The 18039-nt window shown below is 32.4% G+C and carries 15 protein-coding genes and 4 pseudogenes; 8 read left to right on the top strand and 11 right to left on the bottom strand.

Going from position 1 to position 18039, the window contains the following annotated elements; all coding sequences use genetic code 11:
- Nucleotides 1-136: 136 nt before the first annotated feature.
- Both AAIE21_RS28265 and AAIE21_RS28270 read right to left on the bottom strand, forming a co-directional pair.
- Nucleotides 137-817, bottom strand: coding sequence for a protein kinase family protein (locus AAIE21_RS28265; protein ID WP_343269736.1), 681 nt, complete (start codon nucleotides 815-817; stop codon nucleotides 137-139).
- A gap of 99 nt (nucleotides 818-916) precedes the next feature.
- Nucleotides 917-1537 (bottom strand): recombinase family protein, encoded by a 621-nt coding sequence (locus AAIE21_RS28270; RefSeq protein ID WP_343269737.1) that lies wholly within the window; start codon nucleotides 1535-1537, stop codon nucleotides 917-919.
- Between the two features lie 234 nt (nucleotides 1538-1771).
- Here AAIE21_RS28270 and AAIE21_RS28275 point away from each other — a divergent pair, with 234 nt between their 5' ends.
- Nucleotides 1772-2131 (top strand): winged helix-turn-helix transcriptional regulator, encoded by a 360-nt coding sequence (locus tag AAIE21_RS28275; RefSeq protein WP_001209317.1) that lies wholly within the window; start codon nucleotides 1772-1774, stop codon nucleotides 2129-2131.
- Between the two features lie 72 nt (nucleotides 2132-2203).
- On the opposite strand, the gene AAIE21_RS28280 is transcribed toward AAIE21_RS28275, so the two are convergent.
- Nucleotides 2204-2731 (bottom strand): NAD(P)H-dependent oxidoreductase, encoded by a 528-nt coding sequence (locus tag AAIE21_RS28280; protein WP_343269738.1) that lies wholly within the window; start codon nucleotides 2729-2731, stop codon nucleotides 2204-2206.
- A gap of 325 nt (nucleotides 2732-3056) precedes the next feature.
- Here AAIE21_RS28280 and AAIE21_RS28285 point away from each other — a divergent pair.
- Nucleotides 3057-3767: pseudogene (locus AAIE21_RS28285) on the top strand (IS6 family transposase).
- A gap of 196 nt (nucleotides 3768-3963) precedes the next feature.
- On the opposite strand, the gene AAIE21_RS28290 reads toward AAIE21_RS28285, so the two are convergent.
- Complete coding sequence (locus AAIE21_RS28290) at nucleotides 3964-4164, bottom strand: DUF1272 domain-containing protein (protein WP_343269739.1); 201 nt, start codon at nucleotides 4162-4164, stop codon at nucleotides 3964-3966.
- A 157-nt stretch (nucleotides 4165-4321) separates the two neighbouring features.
- Here AAIE21_RS28290 and AAIE21_RS28295 point away from each other — a divergent pair, with 157 nt between their 5' ends.
- Entirely contained in the window at nucleotides 4322-4744 is a 423-nt protein-coding gene (locus AAIE21_RS28295) for an Lrp/AsnC family transcriptional regulator (protein ID WP_343269740.1), read from the top strand.
- 130 nt (nucleotides 4745-4874) lie between these two features.
- Nucleotides 4875-5021: pseudogene (locus AAIE21_RS28300) on the top strand (IS4 family transposase); the annotation flags it as partial.
- Between the two features lie 278 nt (nucleotides 5022-5299).
- Here the strand turns inward: AAIE21_RS28300 and AAIE21_RS28305 are convergent.
- From AAIE21_RS28305 to AAIE21_RS28335, 7 genes and pseudogenes are all read right to left on the bottom strand, one after another.
- Nucleotides 5300-5686 (bottom strand): annotated as a pseudogene (locus tag AAIE21_RS28305) (IS4 family transposase); the annotation flags it as partial.
- A gap of 572 nt (nucleotides 5687-6258) precedes the next feature.
- Nucleotides 6259-6534, bottom strand: a complete 276-nt coding sequence (locus AAIE21_RS28310) for a hypothetical protein (protein WP_343269741.1) — start codon at nucleotides 6532-6534, stop codon at nucleotides 6259-6261.
- 795 nt (nucleotides 6535-7329) lie between these two features.
- Complete coding sequence (locus AAIE21_RS28315; protein WP_343269742.1) at nucleotides 7330-8211, bottom strand: phosphotransferase family protein; 882 nt, start codon at nucleotides 8209-8211, stop codon at nucleotides 7330-7332.
- A 181-nt stretch (nucleotides 8212-8392) separates the two neighbouring features.
- On the bottom strand, nucleotides 8393-9115 hold the full coding sequence (locus AAIE21_RS28320; RefSeq protein WP_343269743.1) for a class I SAM-dependent methyltransferase: 723 nt from the start codon (nucleotides 9113-9115) through the stop codon (nucleotides 8393-8395).
- An 836-nt stretch (nucleotides 9116-9951) separates the two neighbouring features.
- Nucleotides 9952-10638, bottom strand: a complete 687-nt coding sequence (locus AAIE21_RS28325) for an MBL fold metallo-hydrolase (protein ID WP_343269744.1) — start codon at nucleotides 10636-10638, stop codon at nucleotides 9952-9954.
- Nucleotides 10639-11250: 612 nt separating this feature from the next.
- A complete protein-coding gene (locus tag AAIE21_RS28330; protein WP_343269745.1) occupies nucleotides 11251-11610 on the bottom strand; it encodes a hypothetical protein in 360 nt (119 codons plus the stop codon).
- A 489-nt stretch (nucleotides 11611-12099) separates the two neighbouring features.
- Nucleotides 12100-12522: an NUDIX hydrolase gene (locus AAIE21_RS28335; protein WP_343269746.1), complete on the bottom strand. Its 423-nt coding sequence runs from the start codon at nucleotides 12520-12522 to the stop codon at nucleotides 12100-12102.
- A gap of 328 nt (nucleotides 12523-12850) precedes the next feature.
- Between AAIE21_RS28335 and AAIE21_RS28340 the strand changes: the two genes are divergently transcribed.
- From AAIE21_RS28340 to AAIE21_RS28355, 4 genes and pseudogenes are all read left to right on the top strand, one after another.
- On the top strand, nucleotides 12851-13621 hold the full coding sequence (locus AAIE21_RS28340) for an ABC transporter ATP-binding protein (RefSeq protein ID WP_343269748.1): 771 nt from the start codon (nucleotides 12851-12853) through the stop codon (nucleotides 13619-13621).
- A complete protein-coding gene (locus AAIE21_RS28345) occupies nucleotides 13596-15566 on the top strand; it encodes an FtsX-like permease family protein (protein WP_343269750.1) in 1971 nt (656 codons plus the stop codon). The genes AAIE21_RS28340 and AAIE21_RS28345 overlap by 26 nt, the downstream gene beginning before the upstream one ends.
- Before the next feature lie 515 nt (nucleotides 15567-16081).
- Nucleotides 16082-16585 (top strand): GNAT family N-acetyltransferase, encoded by a 504-nt coding sequence (locus tag AAIE21_RS28350; protein WP_343269751.1) that lies wholly within the window; start codon nucleotides 16082-16084, stop codon nucleotides 16583-16585.
- Between the two features lie 55 nt (nucleotides 16586-16640).
- A pseudogene (locus AAIE21_RS28355) lies at nucleotides 16641-17918 on the top strand (IS4 family transposase); the annotation flags it as partial.
- Nucleotides 17919-18039 lie beyond the last annotated feature (121 nt).

Genomic DNA, 18039 nt, shown 5'->3' on the forward strand with positions numbered 1-18039 from the left:
CTACTCTCACAAGGTAACCTCCTTTTTTTGTTCTATCGATCTATGCATTTTTTTATACATTCCTATCCTGACGCGGTTTTAAGGTTCTCGTTTGTTACTGGATTAGCCAAAAAACTGTATAAAATCTCGCATGCTCTTAGCGTGGTTTTTTTCCAAAATGCTGGCGGTAGCCCTTTTTAAGCTTCTTATATTTTCTATATGAACGTCTAACAATGTTTAACATGAAATACGGTATTTTAACAGGGAAAGGCAATTTATAAATGAAAGGCAAGTAAAATGTAAAATATGCCTTTTCTAGGTCTCTCCACTTACTATCTTCTTTTGTTTTTAAGAAATCAGATACATCGACTACATATCCCCTTCCGTTTTCCATCATCACATTTTTCCCGTGAACATCACAAGGAGTTAATCCTTGTTCCCTTGCATACTCTAAAGCTTCATTGATATCAAGGATTACCTGCTTAGGAATTTTAATCCCCTTATGAATAGCATCGTATAAGGTAATTTCTTTTAAACGTTTCAATACTATGAAATTTTCTCCTTTATATATAAGCTTCGAATAAGAAGGATGATTTCCGATTCTTCGGTATACTTCTGACTCTTTTTCAATTCCTTCTCCTTCTCGCGCGTAAACTTTCACTATCCAATCTTTGTATTCTTTGTGCATAAATACTGCGGCATAATTACCTGTCCCTAAACACTTCCAAAGTCTAGGAATATCTTTAACTACTACAGGCTCGAATTCATCCTCACTTCTTATGCTTAACTCTTTTAATAATTCGTCCTTTATCAATCCCACAAAACTATTTATACTCATCATTTCCACTCCGGTTTTGCTAAAAGGGGGCCCACCCACATTTTAACGAATGTTGGTGCTACCTCAATTACTATCTTAACAAATTAAAATTTTGTCTCTCTATTCTTTCATTCTTTCCTCATACTGTTTAGCAAGCTTATAAAAAGAAGAACGTTTGATGCCATACTTTTTCATGGCTCCTACTGCTGTAATTGAACCAGATTTCCATTCCTTGTAAGCATCCGTAAATTCTTCTGTTATTTCGACCGGCGGACGTCCTAAACGTCTACCTTGTTTTCTGGCAAGAGAAATTCCTTCAGCTTGACGTTGTTTAATATCAATGCGCTCTTTTTCTGCAAAGGCAGATAATATTGTCAGTGTTGCTTTTTGAATTGCGCTCTGAATAACATCATTTGTACTTTCTCCAGTGTAATTGACGTTAATGTATGGTTCCTTTATAAATTGTAAATTTACTTTATGTTTTTCGTAATATCTAAATTCTTCTAATGTATCATTCATATTTCTTCCAAGTCTTGTCAAGGAATCAAACACAATGGTATCTCCTGTACGAACAAGGCGTTTTAGCATTTGATAATTCTCTCGCTCCATATTTTTTCCAGATTCTTTATCTATGAAAATATCCCGTTCTTCTATCCCTAAATTCTTCATATTCTGAATTTGCCGTTCTTCGTTTTGATCTTTACTCGAAACTCGCACATATCCAAATTTTTTATGTTTCATATGCTACACCTCATTCATAATTATAACAATTATGTCTGTAAAATGAGAAACGGATATTTATAGACGTTGTTCTTTATAGTTTCCTATGTATCTGTAAAGGTATACTTTTACAGATATATCAGGGGTACAGCCGAGATACGTGTTACTTTACATTCTTGTGATAAGATTGCATAGTAATTTACTATAAAGTATTCATATTGATAGGATATTCTTATCAGAAGGAGAGTGGGGATTGTGAGAGAAACTTGTGTTCCGACTGGCGTAGAACTAAAAAACACTGGTTTTGGATATACCTTATCCTTAATAGGTGGTAAATATAAAATGATTATTTTGTATTGGTTGTCTGAAAATAAGGTTATGAGGTTCAATGAGCTGAAGCGATGTATTGGGACTATTTCCTTTAAAACACTAAGTGTTATGTTAAAAGAGCTTGAGGAAGATGGTCTTATTATACGTAAAGAATTTCCCCAAATACCTCCAAAAGTTGAATATTCATTATCTGAACGTGGTTGTTCACTTATTCCATTGTTAGATATGATGTGTGAGTGGGGAGAGAAAAATAGTTTTCAAGCTCTAGAAGATGTAACAAAATAGGCATAGTGTAAATAAGAAGTACCTTCTTGTTTAGAAGGTACTTCTTATTTTAACTTTTATAAAAGTTACCTATTACATATTATCAATGAAATTTAAATAATCTTGAGTACTTTTTTCTATTTCACTTACAGATGGCTCAAATTCTGCTCCATAAAACGCAAAGAACGAACGATAATCTGCTTTACAATAGATGGCTGTCGTCTCAAACGGACGCAATACTTGTTCAAGTGTATAATGGTATCTTCCAGCTTCACTATAATCCACATTTTTGATCCCGGCAGATACCCCTAAAGCAACTTTACGATTCTTTAATTTATCTCCTTTTGAACCATAAGCCCATCCATAAAGGAAAACATCATCCAGCCACTTTTTTAAGAGAGGAGGACAGTTGAACCAATATACAGGAAATTGGAAAACAAGGTTCCCGTGAGTTTCAACCAATTTTTGTTCTTTTTCCACATCTATGTTCTCATCAGGATAAACCTTATACAATTCGTGCACAGTATATTTTTCTGGATATTTTTTTAATTCTTCTACCCATCGCTTATTAACAACAGATGTTTCTAAACTTGGGTGTGTTACGATAACAAGAGTTTTCAATGTTTCTTCCTCCTTAGGCTGATTTCATTTTTATTGTAAAGTCCAAGCTAAAAATATGTAAGTACGCACTTTTATTACAGGTACTTACATAAAGGTAAGTACCTCCAATTTGCAGTCTTTTTTTATCGTGCCGAATGACCGATAAACTGATGAAAGGGAAAGAAGGCTGCATAAGATGTCTGTCCACGGTAAATTTTGTTACAATATCCTATGAAAATTAACGTTTGGAAAATACGGTTCTGGTGCAAATGCTTTAATATACGTGTAAGTAATCTCTAAAACTTGGATATACTGATTCTATTACTCTAGAAAAGGTGTGATTGGTATGGAAAAGGAACATGTATTCAAGTGGAAGCATTATCAGCCTGATGTTATCTTATTAACGGTAAGATGGTACCTGCGGTACAACCTCAGTTTTCGTGATTTAGTCGAAATAATGGAGGAACGGGGCTTATCCATTGCTCATACAACGGTTATGCGTTAGGTTCACCAATATGGTCCTGAGCTAGATAAGAGAGTTCGTCGTCATCTTAAGAAAACGAATGATTCTTGGCGAGTAGACGAGACGTATATTAAGGTCAAAGGAAAGTGGATGTACTTATACCGAGCTGTTGATTCCGAAGGAAACACCATTGACTTTATCTTCAGTAAAACAAGAGATCACAAGGCTGCAAAGCGCTTTTTTAAGAAAGCTTTGCAGTCTTTTCATGTTTCTAAACCTCGTGTTGTGACCGTTGATAAAAATCCAGCGTATCCTATCGCTATAGAACAATTGAAGAAAGAACAACGGATGCTCGCTGACATCCGAATAAGACAAATAAAATATCTGAATAACATAATCGAGCAAGATCATCGTTTTATCAAGAAGCGAGTACGTACCATGTTAGGATTGAAATCTTTTCAATCAGCTAAACGAGTGTTGGCTGGACTGGAAGCGATGAGAATGATTAAAAAAGGACAGACTTTGCAAGGGGAGAAGTCTGTCAAAAAACAAATCAAGTTAATCAATCAACTCTTCGGTCACACCGCAAAGTAGTAGATTTCATTAGGAATCTACACTGCTATTTCTAATCTACATATTATTTGCACCAGAACCATTAACATTATCTAACAATGTTTCTTATGCTATAATCTATATATGTTCTCCATATCTTTCTTCATTCTAATAATCATAATATCGCCCCCTTTTATCTTTTGAACCTATTTCGTTACGAACCTAATAAGTAGTATTGTTATATGTTAAGAGAGCAGACACTACTAGATAGGGGTCTAGGTCTTTTGACAAGCTCTCCTTGACAATTAGGACATACATAATTCATTAATTTTGTACACTCCTCACAAAATGTACATTCATGTGTGCAAATAAAAGCCAAAGATTGCTTTTCAATCTTATTATTACATTTCTCACAACATTTCCTCATCTCAAGTCCCATTTTTATTCCTCCAATAACATTTTTTTCATTATATACATAAAATTATAAATATAATATAATTTTGTTTAAATACAAATTATTAGCTATTTCATCCAAAAGACTTAAAAAATTTATTCATTATAAGCGTTTTGCTTTAAATAAAAAGGGGCTGTTTAAAATGGACCATATTGACCGAAAGATTTTACATATTCTTCAAGAAGATGGACGCATATCTATGACTGAACTAGGAAAAATAGTGAACTTATCAACACCTGCTGTAAAAGAAAGAGTAAAAAAATTAGAGGATAAAAATATTATTACAGCCTATAGGGCAGTTATAACCCCAGAGAAATTAAATAAAAATGTAACGGCTTTTGTTTTGTTTGAATCAAAAAAATGTCAACAATTCAGAAATTTTTGCAAAGAAAATTCCATGGTCTTTGAGTGCCACAGATTAGCCGGACAATATAGTTATTTGGTGAAAATAGTCACTGAATCGGTACAACATTTAGAAGAATTTATAGATGCTTCAATGGAGTTTGGCTATCCATCAACTTTAATTAACTTATCATCACCAGTAAAATATAGATGTATTTTTTAGAATAGAGTTCTTCGAAGCTATTTAAGAAATCCTGCCACAAGGCTATCAAACTAACAAAACAAGAATTCCCTAAAATGAAAAAATACGCTATTCTTTCTGTAGAATCATAGGAAAGGATGGCGTTTTTGATATGAACTTATCGGTTTTTGATGAACTAGAATTGTTTTCTAAAGAGTTACAACGATATATGTCACCTGATGCTTTAGAGCAATTAGCTAAAAATATAGGATTTGTTAAACGAAAAAGTAAATACCGCGCACAAGATTTAGTGGCCATAACTCTTCAGCAAATAAAGACAACTCTTGTTTTTGATGCATATTCATAAAAAGCACGTCATCCTTTCTCATTAACATAAGAGAATAGTAACGTGCTTTTAACTTCAAGAATAGTCTAAATCCTTAAGTTGATGGATGTGTGGTGCTACTCCATCGCTATCAAGCTAACAAAATACAACGTCAATTATAGTAGAGGTTGTTTCTTTTTTCTAAAGGCTACGTGTAGGGAATTTAAAGATTTGCATACGAAATAAACCCTAATGGGTTTCATTTTTTTAATTTAAGCCGCTTGATTATCAGACATGGTACAATTGTAAATGACACCTAATATATCAAAGACTGTTTTCTTCTCATACCTATGAGATTTTCGTCCGTTTTGCTGTAGGAGGTTGAACAGGCGAATTAGAATCTTTGATAGCTCTTGGGTGTCTTTCTGTATAGCTTGGAAAAGAAGAAGAAAGTAATCTTTAATCATATATATAGCCTTATATTCACTTAGTTCTCGTTTCTTTTTCATAAGAAGTAATTGCCGCATTTGAAACATGGTAGAAGAACAGAGTAGAATGGCAATCAGTTGCCCATACAAATGGCATTCCAATCGTTCTCGTTTTATCTTTTTACAATGATGAATATGAAAGAATGATTTCCACGTTTTAAATAAAATCTGTCGGGTAAAAGACTGGCGCGGTATCAGTTGCGGCCCGTCTCCAGCCTCTCCCCATAAGAACTGCTCGTGAGGTTTTCCCTCAAGCAGCTCACCCCATAAACTTCATCAAAAGGGTTATGAGACCTATCGAATGGCAGACACTTTCATCGGTAATTCTCTGCACTTTTCAGTGGAAGGACTTTCCAGTCCCAGTAAAGCCCCAGTAGGGGCACGGCAACGATTCCTTCTTTTTGGAGCCACTTAAAATAGCCACAATCTATTTATGAAAAGATTGTGGCTATTTTGATCTAATGTAACTTTGTAAAAAAGTTTGATATAAATCATCTCTTTAGTTATTCTTTGAGGTGATTTTTTTATTGGATATTTATGTTGAAAATGATGTTGAGCTTGTGAAGAAATGTACTTAAACCAAAGGGGCAGGTTAGTTCAATACATATATAAGTGAAAAAATAAATAAAGGGGGAGCAAGGTGACACATTCTGGTATAGAAATTGTCAAATTCAATGGGCAATGGGCAGAAACATTTCAATCAATAAAACAAGTTATTAGTAAGTCTATAAAAACACAGGGTTTTATCTCTGTGTTTCTTCAAATTTTCGTTTTTGAATATATGCTTGAGCATTAATAATTTCTTCCTGAAGCTCTTTTAATTCTTTCATAGATTCTAATTCAATAGCCATGTAAGTAGTAACTAAACTGTTCATCATATCCATCTTCTCTACTATATTTTGAATAACCTGTTCAGAGTGCTCTTTTTTAGGGTGTTGTATTGCTCTTAATACATCTTCCGTATAATTCTTCTTTCTTTGCTGGATATCATAAATAAACTGTTTTGTGTTTGAGTTCATTTGTTTTTCCTCCGTTTTAGATATATTTCTATTCTATCATATTAGAATAGAAATATTGGATTCCTCTAATATTACACCTGTCTCGTATATCCCTTCAAATATACAAACTAATTCCTTAAGTTGATGGATGTGGGGTAGCACCACATCATTATCAAGCTAACAAAATAAAATACCCCCTAAAATGAAAAAATACGCTTTCTTTCTGTAGACTTATAGGGAAGGATGGTGTTTTTTTATACTTGGGGGTAAAGCAAATTCTTAAGTTGATGGGCATGGGGTCACCATATCATTTCGGGAAAATTGTACGTTTAGACACATTTTAGACAAAAAATAGCCGAATCCCTGTACGTTAAGGAATCGGCTATTTTTTTATGTAATCCTTGCTAGTGAAAATAAATAATATTATTTACTTATAGTAGGCGTACCGCCCACATTTTAACAAAAATATACGCTAATCAAAATTCGACATGAAAAAACGTTGATTTTACTACTCTAAGCGATTTATCGAATCTCAAAAACGAGGGTATTTGAGACAAATGAAATTGAACCTAAAATATGTTAAAAATAGCTTTAAATATGTCTCAAAATTTATCTCTAAATTAAAGCCTCAATTGAAATAGGTAATATTGAGTTTTGAGAATCCCTTAGCGTATAAAAAGGTTAAAATGTGCGTGCTACCCCTAGTAATACATCTCTTTTTATTATTTATTGTAGCTTTGAATAAAGTTTGATAAAACGAGTGCTTTTTAATTTCTCTATTTAATTTTTCTTAGAATAAAATTTGATAACTTTTCTTTAACTATTGCACGTTTGTAAAAAAGTATTTAAAATTGCTAAATTCTCCTGTAAAAAAGTTTGATGCTTTTCAATACCTCTTCTTTTACACCAACCAATTGAATTGAACGAATCGGTAAAACGATAAAATGGCAAAACTTTTTGTAAATCAATAAGTGGACGAATGGATTCATAGCCCTGTTGATAGGCTTCCATTGTTCCAGGATATTTCATAAAAATATCACGATTGATTTTTGTAAAATCCATTTCGGTTGCGCCAATGCGGACACTTTCAAAGTCAATGATACCAGCCACTTGATTTTCACAAACTAAAATATTACCTGGTCGAAAATCCATATGTATAAAGCAAGGTCCGTCTGGAGTTGGCAGTAATTTTAGATGACGTTCAAAATGTTGCAATGATTGTTCATATAAACTCGGTTCAATCACTTCCTTTACATCTTCTGCGAAGGAATAAAAATGTCGCTGAATAAACTCAGACCATTGATCATACACATTGGAAACAGAGCTTTTGAAATCCTGCTCATTTGGAATAATTGCATGTAGCTTGGCGTGTTGTACTCCAATATCATAGGCTAAAGCTGCATCCACATTTCCGGTAGCCGGGACACCGTTGATTGCGGATAACAATAATGCACCAGTAACATCCTCATTACCTTCCCAATAATCTAACACTTGTGGTACAGATAACTCATGACGTAATCGTTCAAGTACCGTATACTCACGTTCAAGCTTTGCTTTAGAATATGGAATTTTTATATAGACCGTACGATGATCAATTAACTTAATTTTATAAACCATTGAACTAAAAGACTGCGGAACATCCTCAATTGTTAATACATTCAAAGTAAATTTTTCTAGTACTTGTTGTAGCTTGTCCACTCAAAAAACGCCCCTTTGTCCCTTTAATTTAACATACTTTAAAACTTTAATTTAACATCAATTAGAAACAAAAAACAGCTTGTAATTATTAATCGGCCAAGCTGTTTTTATCAAACTTTATTATAAATTATCGATCTTTTTTAGAAGTTATCGTATTTTGTTATAAATTATCAAATTTTATTTAAAAGTTACATTTAGTAGACTCTTTCATAAATAAGGCTGTCCATAGTGCAGGCACACCGAATGCTTCATTTGGTTGTTTAATTTCTTTCATCCTACGTATTTCTATTTCAGAGAAGTCTCTAAAAATGGTTCTTAGCTTTTCATCTGTAAAACCTAGTCCCCCTTTAAGACTTCGTAGTCTGTATACTTCCCAATCTGTTATGTCTGCCCCACCTAATTCGCCTCCTTGAACAAAGCAAGTGATTGCAAAATGCCCACTTGGTTTTAAAGCTTTTTTTACTAAATTTATATAACTCATTCTTCTGTGTGGAGCAATGTGATGAAAGCATCCTGAATCATACACAATATCATATGCTCCCTCTTCAATTTGTAAGTCAAAAATATTGTCACAAATAAAATTTATATTTGCATTTTGTTCTTTTGCTCGTTCTGTCGCCCATTGGATTGATTCTTGCGATAAATCTACTGCATCAACCAAGCATTCTTTTTCAGCAAAGTAAATTGCATTCCTGCCTGGACCACATCCAAGTTCAAGGACTTTTCCTGGATTAAACAATTTTTTCTCGAAATAATTAACTAAATTCTCATCTGGTTTATTAACAAAAAAGGGAATTACTTTTTCACGATTAGAGTAAAAATCATCCCAAAACTGAGTTGGCTCACGCAACAATGAATCTAACATCTCCAATAAATCTTCATAACTACTAATTGTTTCTTTCAAAATGACCCCTTCTTTACAATTAAATTTTACACTTTAATTGTACTAATAATTCTAAAAATTAGTGTTTCATCGAAGTTAAAATCACTTTAAATTGAACTAAACTTGAATAACCTAAACATTATTATTTATAGTCATTTAACAAACATAAAGGTACCAATTTTTTCTTTTACACTACTTTAAAGGCAATTGGTTTAATCTTTCTCAAAAACCAATTAAACGCTCAGAAATGCTGTTAGGATTAAAGATTAATTTCTATTTTCCAAACTTATTATTACGAATATTACGATAATTTTACAAAGAAAATGAGTGCGTGTTCTCGTTAAATGAATCTGTTCCTTTAAGCGTGTATGGATATTCTCGGAAATTTGTCTTCACCAAATTAAAAAGGATGACATTTGCCAACTTGCTTTACTCTGTGTACAGAAAATTGTATGTTTATGAACAAGGGGTAAAGCTCAATAATATCAGCGTTTTCTAGCTATAATTATGTTCATAAAGTGTGTAAACAAATCAATGTTCAATTATACTTATGTTTTTATCTTTCTGAACATACACTCACCTTTAAAGAATGCTGTAATGATAAGGTTTTGTAGCCCTTAGCGTACAATTTTCCCAGAATGATATAGTGACCCTTAAAAATAACTACCTCACGATAAACAAAAAGCCAATTTCCTTAGCGTACAGGAAATCGGCTTTTCATCTTCCATAAAATGTCTTAGCGTGGGTTTTATGTCATTTGGTTGGCGGGACCCCTAATTGTATTCACGATTATTGTTGTAAAACTGAATAATAAAGTTGTTTAATTTGAAAGCTGAATATCTACGTTTAGCCCTAAATTATAAAGTAACTTTCCCACCGTGATAACAATAGTAAGTTTCAGCTTTAAGATTTTTAATTTTTCTCAAAGACTGTTGTGCTTTCTCAGTATTTAAACAAAAGTGTGGATTAGCAATGATTAATTCATGATCCTCATTAACAGCTGCATCACCTGTAATTACACTTTTTAAACTTGGAAAATACAATGAAATATGCCCTGAAGTATGCCCCGGTGTTGCTACTACTCTACATTTGTTATCTAAAATCAAATCACCATCATGTACCTTTTCATCAATCGAAACATGCTTCAAATTCTTTAATTGTTGTATAAACCATTTACCAAATTTGATTTCTTTGCTTGACATATTTTCTAGCATTTCTTCAGCTTGAACCAATCTCTCTGACTTCATTTCACCACTAATGTATTTCGATTCACTTTCACTAGCTATAATGTTAATCCAAGGATACTTCTCTTTGAAATCATATAGGGAACCTATATGATCATCATCATAGTGAGTAATGATTATATTTTTTATATTCTTCGCTTCATATCCATTTTTTAAAATTTCAATTTCAATTAAAGGTAATAAATTTGTATAACCTGTATCAACCAGAGTTAATTCATCATTCAATATAACTAGGCTAGGATAAATGTAATTTTTTTGATTATTAAATTCAAATTCAATTGGTAGCTCTATTATCTTCATTTTTCTTCCTCCATACGGTATGTTTGTGAAACCGTTGATAACCGAATATTCTATACACTTATTGTACATGATATGAAACAAGACGATATAAATATAGATTTAAAATAAAGTTTGATCAACCATCCTCTCACCGCCCTATATTTTAATATAGTAATGGTGAATTTCGGGAGGATATAATGCCGTATATATGGCCTTTAGGTTGGGAGCACATTAATTTCTTAGGAGAATATAAGTTTGAAGGAGTTCATTCAACAAGTTTACATTGCTTACGTTCCGTAAATATTAAAAGGCCAATTTACTCTTAACGGGGTAAGATTCGGCTCTTTTTTATCCAAATTTTCTTAGCGTGTTTTTCTTCCGAAATGCTGGTGTTACCCCATCGCTATCAAGCTAACAAAATAAAATACCCCCTAAAATAAAAAAATACGCTATTCTTTCTGTAGAATCATAGGAAAGGATGGCGTTTCTTTTGTTTTATGGATACAAATTTCTTTTGATTTTTAGAGATTGCTTGTAGGTAGATTGAAGTTTTGGCACTAGAACTAGTCAATCAATTGAAGACGCTGAAAAAATATAAATAAGATAGCTAGATGAAATCTTATTTATATTTTTTCATTCTACTTTCCAATTTACCTTCACAAATCCATCTTTCACTTTCAAACCGCTAATATTAAAAACATACTTTTCATTTGCTTTCATAGACACAGCAAACTCACCCTTTTTTGAATTACAAATCTCTTTTAACTCTTTGCTCGTATTATCTTCCTGCTTCCTGATATTAAAACATAAATTCCCTTTTTTCGCTTTTGTTTCGTATGAAAATGTTACTGTTTTATCTTCATCATACTGGAAGTCAATATCTTTCCCTGCAATATCCCAATAAGAGAATGTAGCTTCATAGCTTGTTTTCTCTTGCTTTTCAGACTCTAAATATATATCTCCTGCCTTCCTATCTTCATCAAATGATCTCACAAGTAAAAAGCTGCATACTAATAAAAAAATATACTTATTAACGCAGTGATTATGATTAGTATATTTTTTTGTTTTTCTTTAATTTTCATCGTTATTTTTCCCTTCCTATTGTTATCTTCTCATGTAATGCGCTTGTGCATCTCTGTATACCCAGGAAAACATATAAAATAAAAGCTTTAAGAACATGCTCCTTAGTATGTTTGATATAATTTAATTTAATGAAGATGTCCTATTTCTGATATCGATTTACCTTTCATTTCCCTTACAAATTTGTAATCTATCTGAAAAATGAACTTCGGTGCTATAAAGAACACAAAATTTCCGTTTAGGGGGCACTTTAAAATCTTAGCTTGATAGCGATAGGGTACCGCCAGCATTTCGGAAAATAACCACGCTAAGAAAATAGAAATAAAAAGGCTAATTCTATATCCTTATATAAGACAGAATTAGCTTTTTAAATCCTTTAAACTATGTAATTGCTTTTTTGTTTCACTTCGTTTGAAAATAGTAAGGAGCTACTAACCCTTTTTCTAATAAATTTTGAACGCCATTGGGAAAGTAAAACATAATTTTTTCAGCTTCCTTTATGTTTATCCAACTAATCTCAGTAATTTCATCTTGGTCTTGAATAGATATTTCTCCTCCTACTATTCTAGCTACAAAGGTGAAAATTACAGCATGTACATGTGGAAAAAACTTTTCATTAATAGCAAATATATCTTTAATTTCAATTGTTAACCCTGTTTCTTCAAATGTCTCACGGATAACAGCTTGTTCCAATGTTTCTCCACTTTCTCTTGCCCCTCCTGGGAGGCTCCATTCACTACCATTTTCACGTTTGTTTCCAACCATAAGAATTTTTCTGTTTGTATCATCATAAATAAGCGTATATACTACATCGACTCGTTCCATAACTTCTCCTCCATTAAATAATTAAAATTTACATTATACCTTATTTTAATGAAGTTTTTAAAATTCAACTAGCACCTAATACAACACAATTAATATTGTGTTGTAGGGGAAAGCTAAACAAGAGTCCTTGTTTCTTTTAAACATATATAGATATTATTTCATATAAAGTGATAATCTGTTTAAATATGACTATTAAAATTCGCATTTATTTCTAAATATTCAGAAGTGTTTCGGGTATGTAAGACAAATGAAAGATAATTCAATATGAAGAATATTGTAGTTTAGGTACACTTATTAACATAAACTACAAGAAAAGAGGCATACTCACATGGACATACTACAGGTTCGCGATTTAAGTAAAATCTACACAGGAAAAGTATCCTATAAAGCACTTTCAAATATTGATTTGACGATAAATAAGGGGGAGTTTGTAGGAATTATGGGGCCATCTGGAAGTGGGAAAACTACTTTCCTCAATATGATTTCTACTATTGATGCGCCAATATCGGGGGAAGTATTGATTAATGGTAAGAACCCTTATCGTTTGTCCTCTCATGACTTAGCACTATTTCGACGTCGTGAATTAGGATTTATCTTTCAATCATTTAATCTTTTGAACACTTTAACAGTAAAAGAAAATATTCTTCTTCCACTTACATTAGACAATGTAAATTTAAAAGAAATGAACAAACGAGTAGAATTCATTTCCAACCAATTAGGTATTGGGAAAATTTTAAATAAACGAACCTATGAAATTTCAGGCGGACAAGCTCAACGAACAGCGATTGCTCGTGCACTCATTCATTCTCCTCAATTAGTTCTTGCAGATGAACCGACAGGGAACTTAGATTCAAAAGCTGCTGGTGATGTAATGGGACTATTAACGAAATTAAACAAGGAACAACAAGCAACCATGATGTTAGTGACACATGATCCTATGGCTGCGAGTTACTGCGACCGAGTGGTCTTTATTAAAGATGGTACATTTTATAATGAAATTTATTGTAGTAATAATCGTTCTATGTTTTATCAAAACATTATAGATGTATTATCCTTACTAGGAGGAAATCAACATGAATTTTCGTCAATTCGCATGTAATAACGTCATTCGCAATAAAAGATTATATATCGGTCATTTTTTAAGTAGTACATTTGCTGTTATGATTTTTTTTACTTTCGAGTTACTTGCATTTCACCCTTATTTCACTGGGAAACTTGCATCGACAAGTGCAACCATGAGTGCTTTGGGCACAGATGGATTTAAGATTGCTCAATATTTGATTATATTTTTTTCCTTTTTCTTCATTTTATATTCTGTCACTGCTTTTTTAAAAACAAGAAAGCGAGAACTTGGAATTTTAATGCTCCATGGTATGGCTAACTCCCAATTACACAAACTGATCTTTATTGAAAATATGTTCATTGGGTGTTGCTCTATTCTTGTTGGTATTGGACTTGGACTTGTTTTTGGAAAATTAGTTTTGTTACTGAGCGCTTCCCTTTTGGCATTAAAAGGTGGTCTTCCATTTTATTTTCCATCCAAAGCAATTCTAATAACAGGTCTCTCGTTCCTCATTCTATTTATAGTTGTTTCTTTGTACACTACGCGAATGATGAAAATATCTCAGCTTATCGAACTCATGAAATCAGAAGAAAAACCAAAACCAGAACCAAAGTCAACTAAATGGTTAGCTTTACTCTCTATTCTTTTTATTGGTATAGGATATGCATCAGCATTTTATTTATATACTGCGTTATGGAAAGGAAATAGTTTTGTATATGTCATGTTAGCTTGCGTCTTTTTCACTGTAGTAGGAACATACTTTTTATTTACCCAACTCAGCTTTTATCTCATCCAAACATTGAAGAAGCGTCAACATACTTTCTTTAAAAAGACCAATCTGTTAACTCTTTCAGAGTTAGCGTATCGAATGACAGATAATGCGAAAACCCTATTTCTAGTGTGTATTCTTTCTGCTGTTGCTTTTACTTCTATTGGTGTTTGTCTTGCAGTAGGAAGCAGTGCATTCGCACAATCTCAGACTCCTTACGCATTTAGTTATACATCCTATAAGGGAAATGTAGAGGAAGCATCTCATATTGCTCAGATAAAAAAACAATTAAATGATGCTGACTTTTCCTATAAATTGATCTCTCCTACTGTTTTTACAACAGAAAATACGGCAGATATCATGAAGCTTACTGATTATAATGCATCCGCTAAAATACTAGGGTATCCTGTTGAAACTTTGCAGAATGAACAAGCCAGTCTCATTCTTCCATCAAAAAGTAGGCTTAGAGGAGAATCTCAAGATGAATTTAAAAAAGAAATTTCATCTTATACACTGCAGGAAGGGAATATACGTATCAATGTTTCTGGCAAAAAATTATTAATGGATAATATACTGAGTCCTTCCTTTGGTTATATTTCTGTTGTCTCAGACTCAGTTTACGAAAAAATAATCAATACGCCACCATTGCAAAAACAGGAGCATAATCAATATACACAATATGGTTTTTTAATTAAAAATTGGACAGAAACGGAAGATATCTCTAAACAATTCATGAAGATGTTCCCTTATGATAGCGAAAAAATAAATCCACCTTATAAGCTTGAATCCTTATTTTTACAATGGTTAGAAGGAAAACAAGCGAATGGACTTCTTTCTATTATTAGTGTATTAGTAGGCATTGTATTTTTTGTGTTTGCGATCAGCTTTTTGTACTTCCGTCTATTTACAGATCTAGATCGAGACAAACAACAGTATGAAATGCTTTCCAAAGTAGGATTAACCCAAAAAGAGTTAAAAAAAATTGTAACTCAACAAATTAGTATATTGTTTTTTGTACCAATTGTAATTGCGATCATTCATAGTAGCGTGGCCTTTGTAGCATTACAATATTTAGCGCAGCGTAAGTATATAGATGTATCTGTTACAGGAAATTCCATTCTTATATTTACAAGTTTTATATGCGTACAAATCATTTATTTCTTAATTATCCGAAGAAATTATTTACGCCAGATACTTCAATTAATACGCTAATGCGCCATGTAGTTTAAGCATATTTACCATTTAAACGGAAAAATATTTTTCAGCTCAATGTTACTCAACATAGTTACATATTTTAATTTGTTTTGTAATATGATGCAAAAATTAGAAAAACGATCTTCTTTTTAAACGAATTTTTTAGAGAGAAGATCGTTTGAAATGAAGTTTAATATTAGTAAGGAGTTATTTTTGATAGAAAATACTTAGCGTGGGGTTTTTCCGAAATGCTGGCGGTACCCCATGCCCATCAACTTAAGAAATTGGTTATTCCCCAAAACGAGAATTTCGCATGTTTTATAGTATAAGAACGTTAGTTATTTGATTTTAGAAGAACAGATTTTTTTAGGTTACAAAAAATACTGGTTAATACAAGTATTTTTTGTGCTCTCTCCATAAGTAAGGATATTTATATGTATAGAATATTCTTAGTTTAAAAAAGATGATTTATATATATATTGATCGAAATATGTGTTGTTAAGATAAATTAGTTAAAGTGAGGTTTATATTACATGATTCGATTAATTGTGGAAAGAGATGCAGAACCTTTTCTAGAATTATGCAAAAAGATTGATGGGGAAACAGGATTTATGTTGTTTGAGGCTGGAGAAAGATCTACTACAATTGAACAGCAACGAAATATTATCAAAAAAATATCTCACTCTTCCAATTCAGCTATTTTTGTTGCTGAGATTGAGAATAAATTAGTAGGATACTTGTTGGCAATTGGTGGTAATCCTAAAAGAATTAGACATAGTGTTTATATTGTTGCTGGTGTAACAAATGAAGCTAGTGGAAAAGGAATTGGAACTCAGTTATTTAAAGCACTTGAAAATTGGGCTAAAACTATAGATGTAATTAGACTAGAATTGACAGTAAGGGTAAATAATACATCAGCCATATCTTTATATAAAAAACTAGGTTATGGGATTGAGGGAATAAAAAGAGCATCTTGCATTATTAATGGGAATTTAGTTGATAGTTATTACATGTCTAAGATTTTGAAATATACCTAAAATGAAAAAAACGTTATTCTTTTTGTAGTAATACATAGAAAGGATGACGTTTTTTATGAATTTTTCGATTCAAGATGAACTACAATTATTTGCTGAAGAATTACATCAACATCTCACCCCTTCATTTTTAGAAAAACTTGCTAGAGAACTAGCTTTTGTACAACGAAAGCGTAAGTTTTCAGGTCGTGATTTAGCTACTATCTGTGTCTGGATTAGTCAACGGGTAGCAAGTGATTCTCTAGTTCGATTGTGTAGTCAACTTCATGCTGTTACAGGAACTCTTATGAGTCCAGAAGGACTAAATAAACGTTTCAATAAAAAAGCCGTTTGCTTTTTAAAACATATTTTCTCTGCATTATTAAAAAATAAAATTTGTGAAACATCAGTGATTCCAAGCTCTTCAATATCATATTTTCAACGGATTCGTATTTTAGATGCAACGATTTTCCAAGTACCAAAACATTTAGCTAGTGTGTATCCTGGTTCAGGAGGTTGTGCACAAACAGCGGGTATAAAAATTCAATTAGAATATGATTTACATAGTGGACAGTTTTTAAATTTTCAAGTTGAACCAGGGAAAAATAATGATAAGACCTTTGGAACAGGGTGTTTAGCGACATTACGGCCTGGTGATCTATGTATTCGGGATTTAGGTTATTATTCACTGGACGATTTAGATCAAATGGACCAACGTGGCGTGTATTATATATCGCGGCTCAAATTAAATAATATGGTGTATATCAAAAATGAGTTTCCTGAATACTTTCGAAATGGGACAGTAAAAAAACAGTCTCAGTACATCAAAGTTGATTTAGAACACATTATGAATACCTTAAAATCAGGGCAGGTCTATGAAATAACAGACGCTTATATTGGAAAGGATAAAAAATTATTCACACGAGTTATTATGTATCGATTAACCGAAAAACAACTTCGTAAGCGTATGAAAAAACAAGTGTATACGGAAAGTAAAAAGAGTATTACGTATTCAGAGAAAAGCAAACGATTAGCTGGTATGAACATTTATGTTACCAATACACCTTGGGAGATTGTTCCGATGGAACAAATACATGATTTTTACTCACTCCGCTGGCAAATCGAAATCATCTTTAAAACTTGGAAATCCCTATTTCAAATTCATCATTGGCAAAATATCAAACAAGAGCGATTAGAATGCCATGTTTATGGAAAACTCATTGCCATTTTTCTATGTTCTTCTACTATGTTTAAGATGCGACAATTGATTTTACAAAAGAAACAAAAGGAATTAAGCGAATATAAAGCAATTGGAATGATTCAAGATCATTTATACATTTTGTATGAAGCCATACAAAACATACTAAGATTAGTAGTGTAGACCAAGGCATTGGTTCGCACTACTATTTTTTATATAGTAGAAGTGAAGAGAAGGTCGTGGGTGTTTTGGGATCCTGAATCCGTATACAAAACTGACC

The sequence above is a fragment of the Paenibacillus sp. 102 genome (genome assembly GCF_039549175.1).
Lineage (GTDB): Bacteria > Bacillota > Bacilli > Bacillales > Bacillaceae_G > Bacillus_A.

Coding starts and splice junctions, on each gene's coding strand:
- AAIE21_RS28265 (WP_343269736.1), bottom strand. CDS start 817: ATGAGTATAAATAGTTTTGTGGGATTGATAAAGGACGAATTATTAAAA.
- AAIE21_RS28270 (WP_343269737.1), bottom strand. CDS start 1,537: ATGAAACATAAAAAATTTGGATATGTGCGAGTTTCGAGTAAAGATCAA.
- AAIE21_RS28290 (WP_343269739.1), bottom strand. CDS start 4,164: ATGGGACTTGAGATGAGGAAATGTTGTGAGAAATGTAATAATAAGATT.
- AAIE21_RS28295 (WP_343269740.1), top strand. CDS start 4,322: ATGGACCATATTGACCGAAAGATTTTACATATTCTTCAAGAAGATGGA.
- AAIE21_RS28310 (WP_343269741.1), bottom strand. CDS start 6,534: ATGAACTCAAACACAAAACAGTTTATTTATGATATCCAGCAAAGAAAG.
- AAIE21_RS28325 (WP_343269744.1), bottom strand. CDS start 10,638: ATGAAGATAATAGAGCTACCAATTGAATTTGAATTTAATAATCAAAAA.
- AAIE21_RS28335 (WP_343269746.1), bottom strand. CDS start 12,522: ATGGAACGAGTCGATGTAGTATATACGCTTATTTATGATGATACAAAC.
- AAIE21_RS28340 (WP_343269748.1), top strand. CDS start 12,851: ATGGACATACTACAGGTTCGCGATTTAAGTAAAATCTACACAGGAAAA.
- AAIE21_RS28345 (WP_343269750.1), top strand. CDS start 13,596: ATGAATTTTCGTCAATTCGCATGTAATAACGTCATTCGCAATAAAAGA.
- AAIE21_RS28350 (WP_343269751.1), top strand. CDS start 16,082: ATGATTCGATTAATTGTGGAAAGAGATGCAGAACCTTTTCTAGAATTA.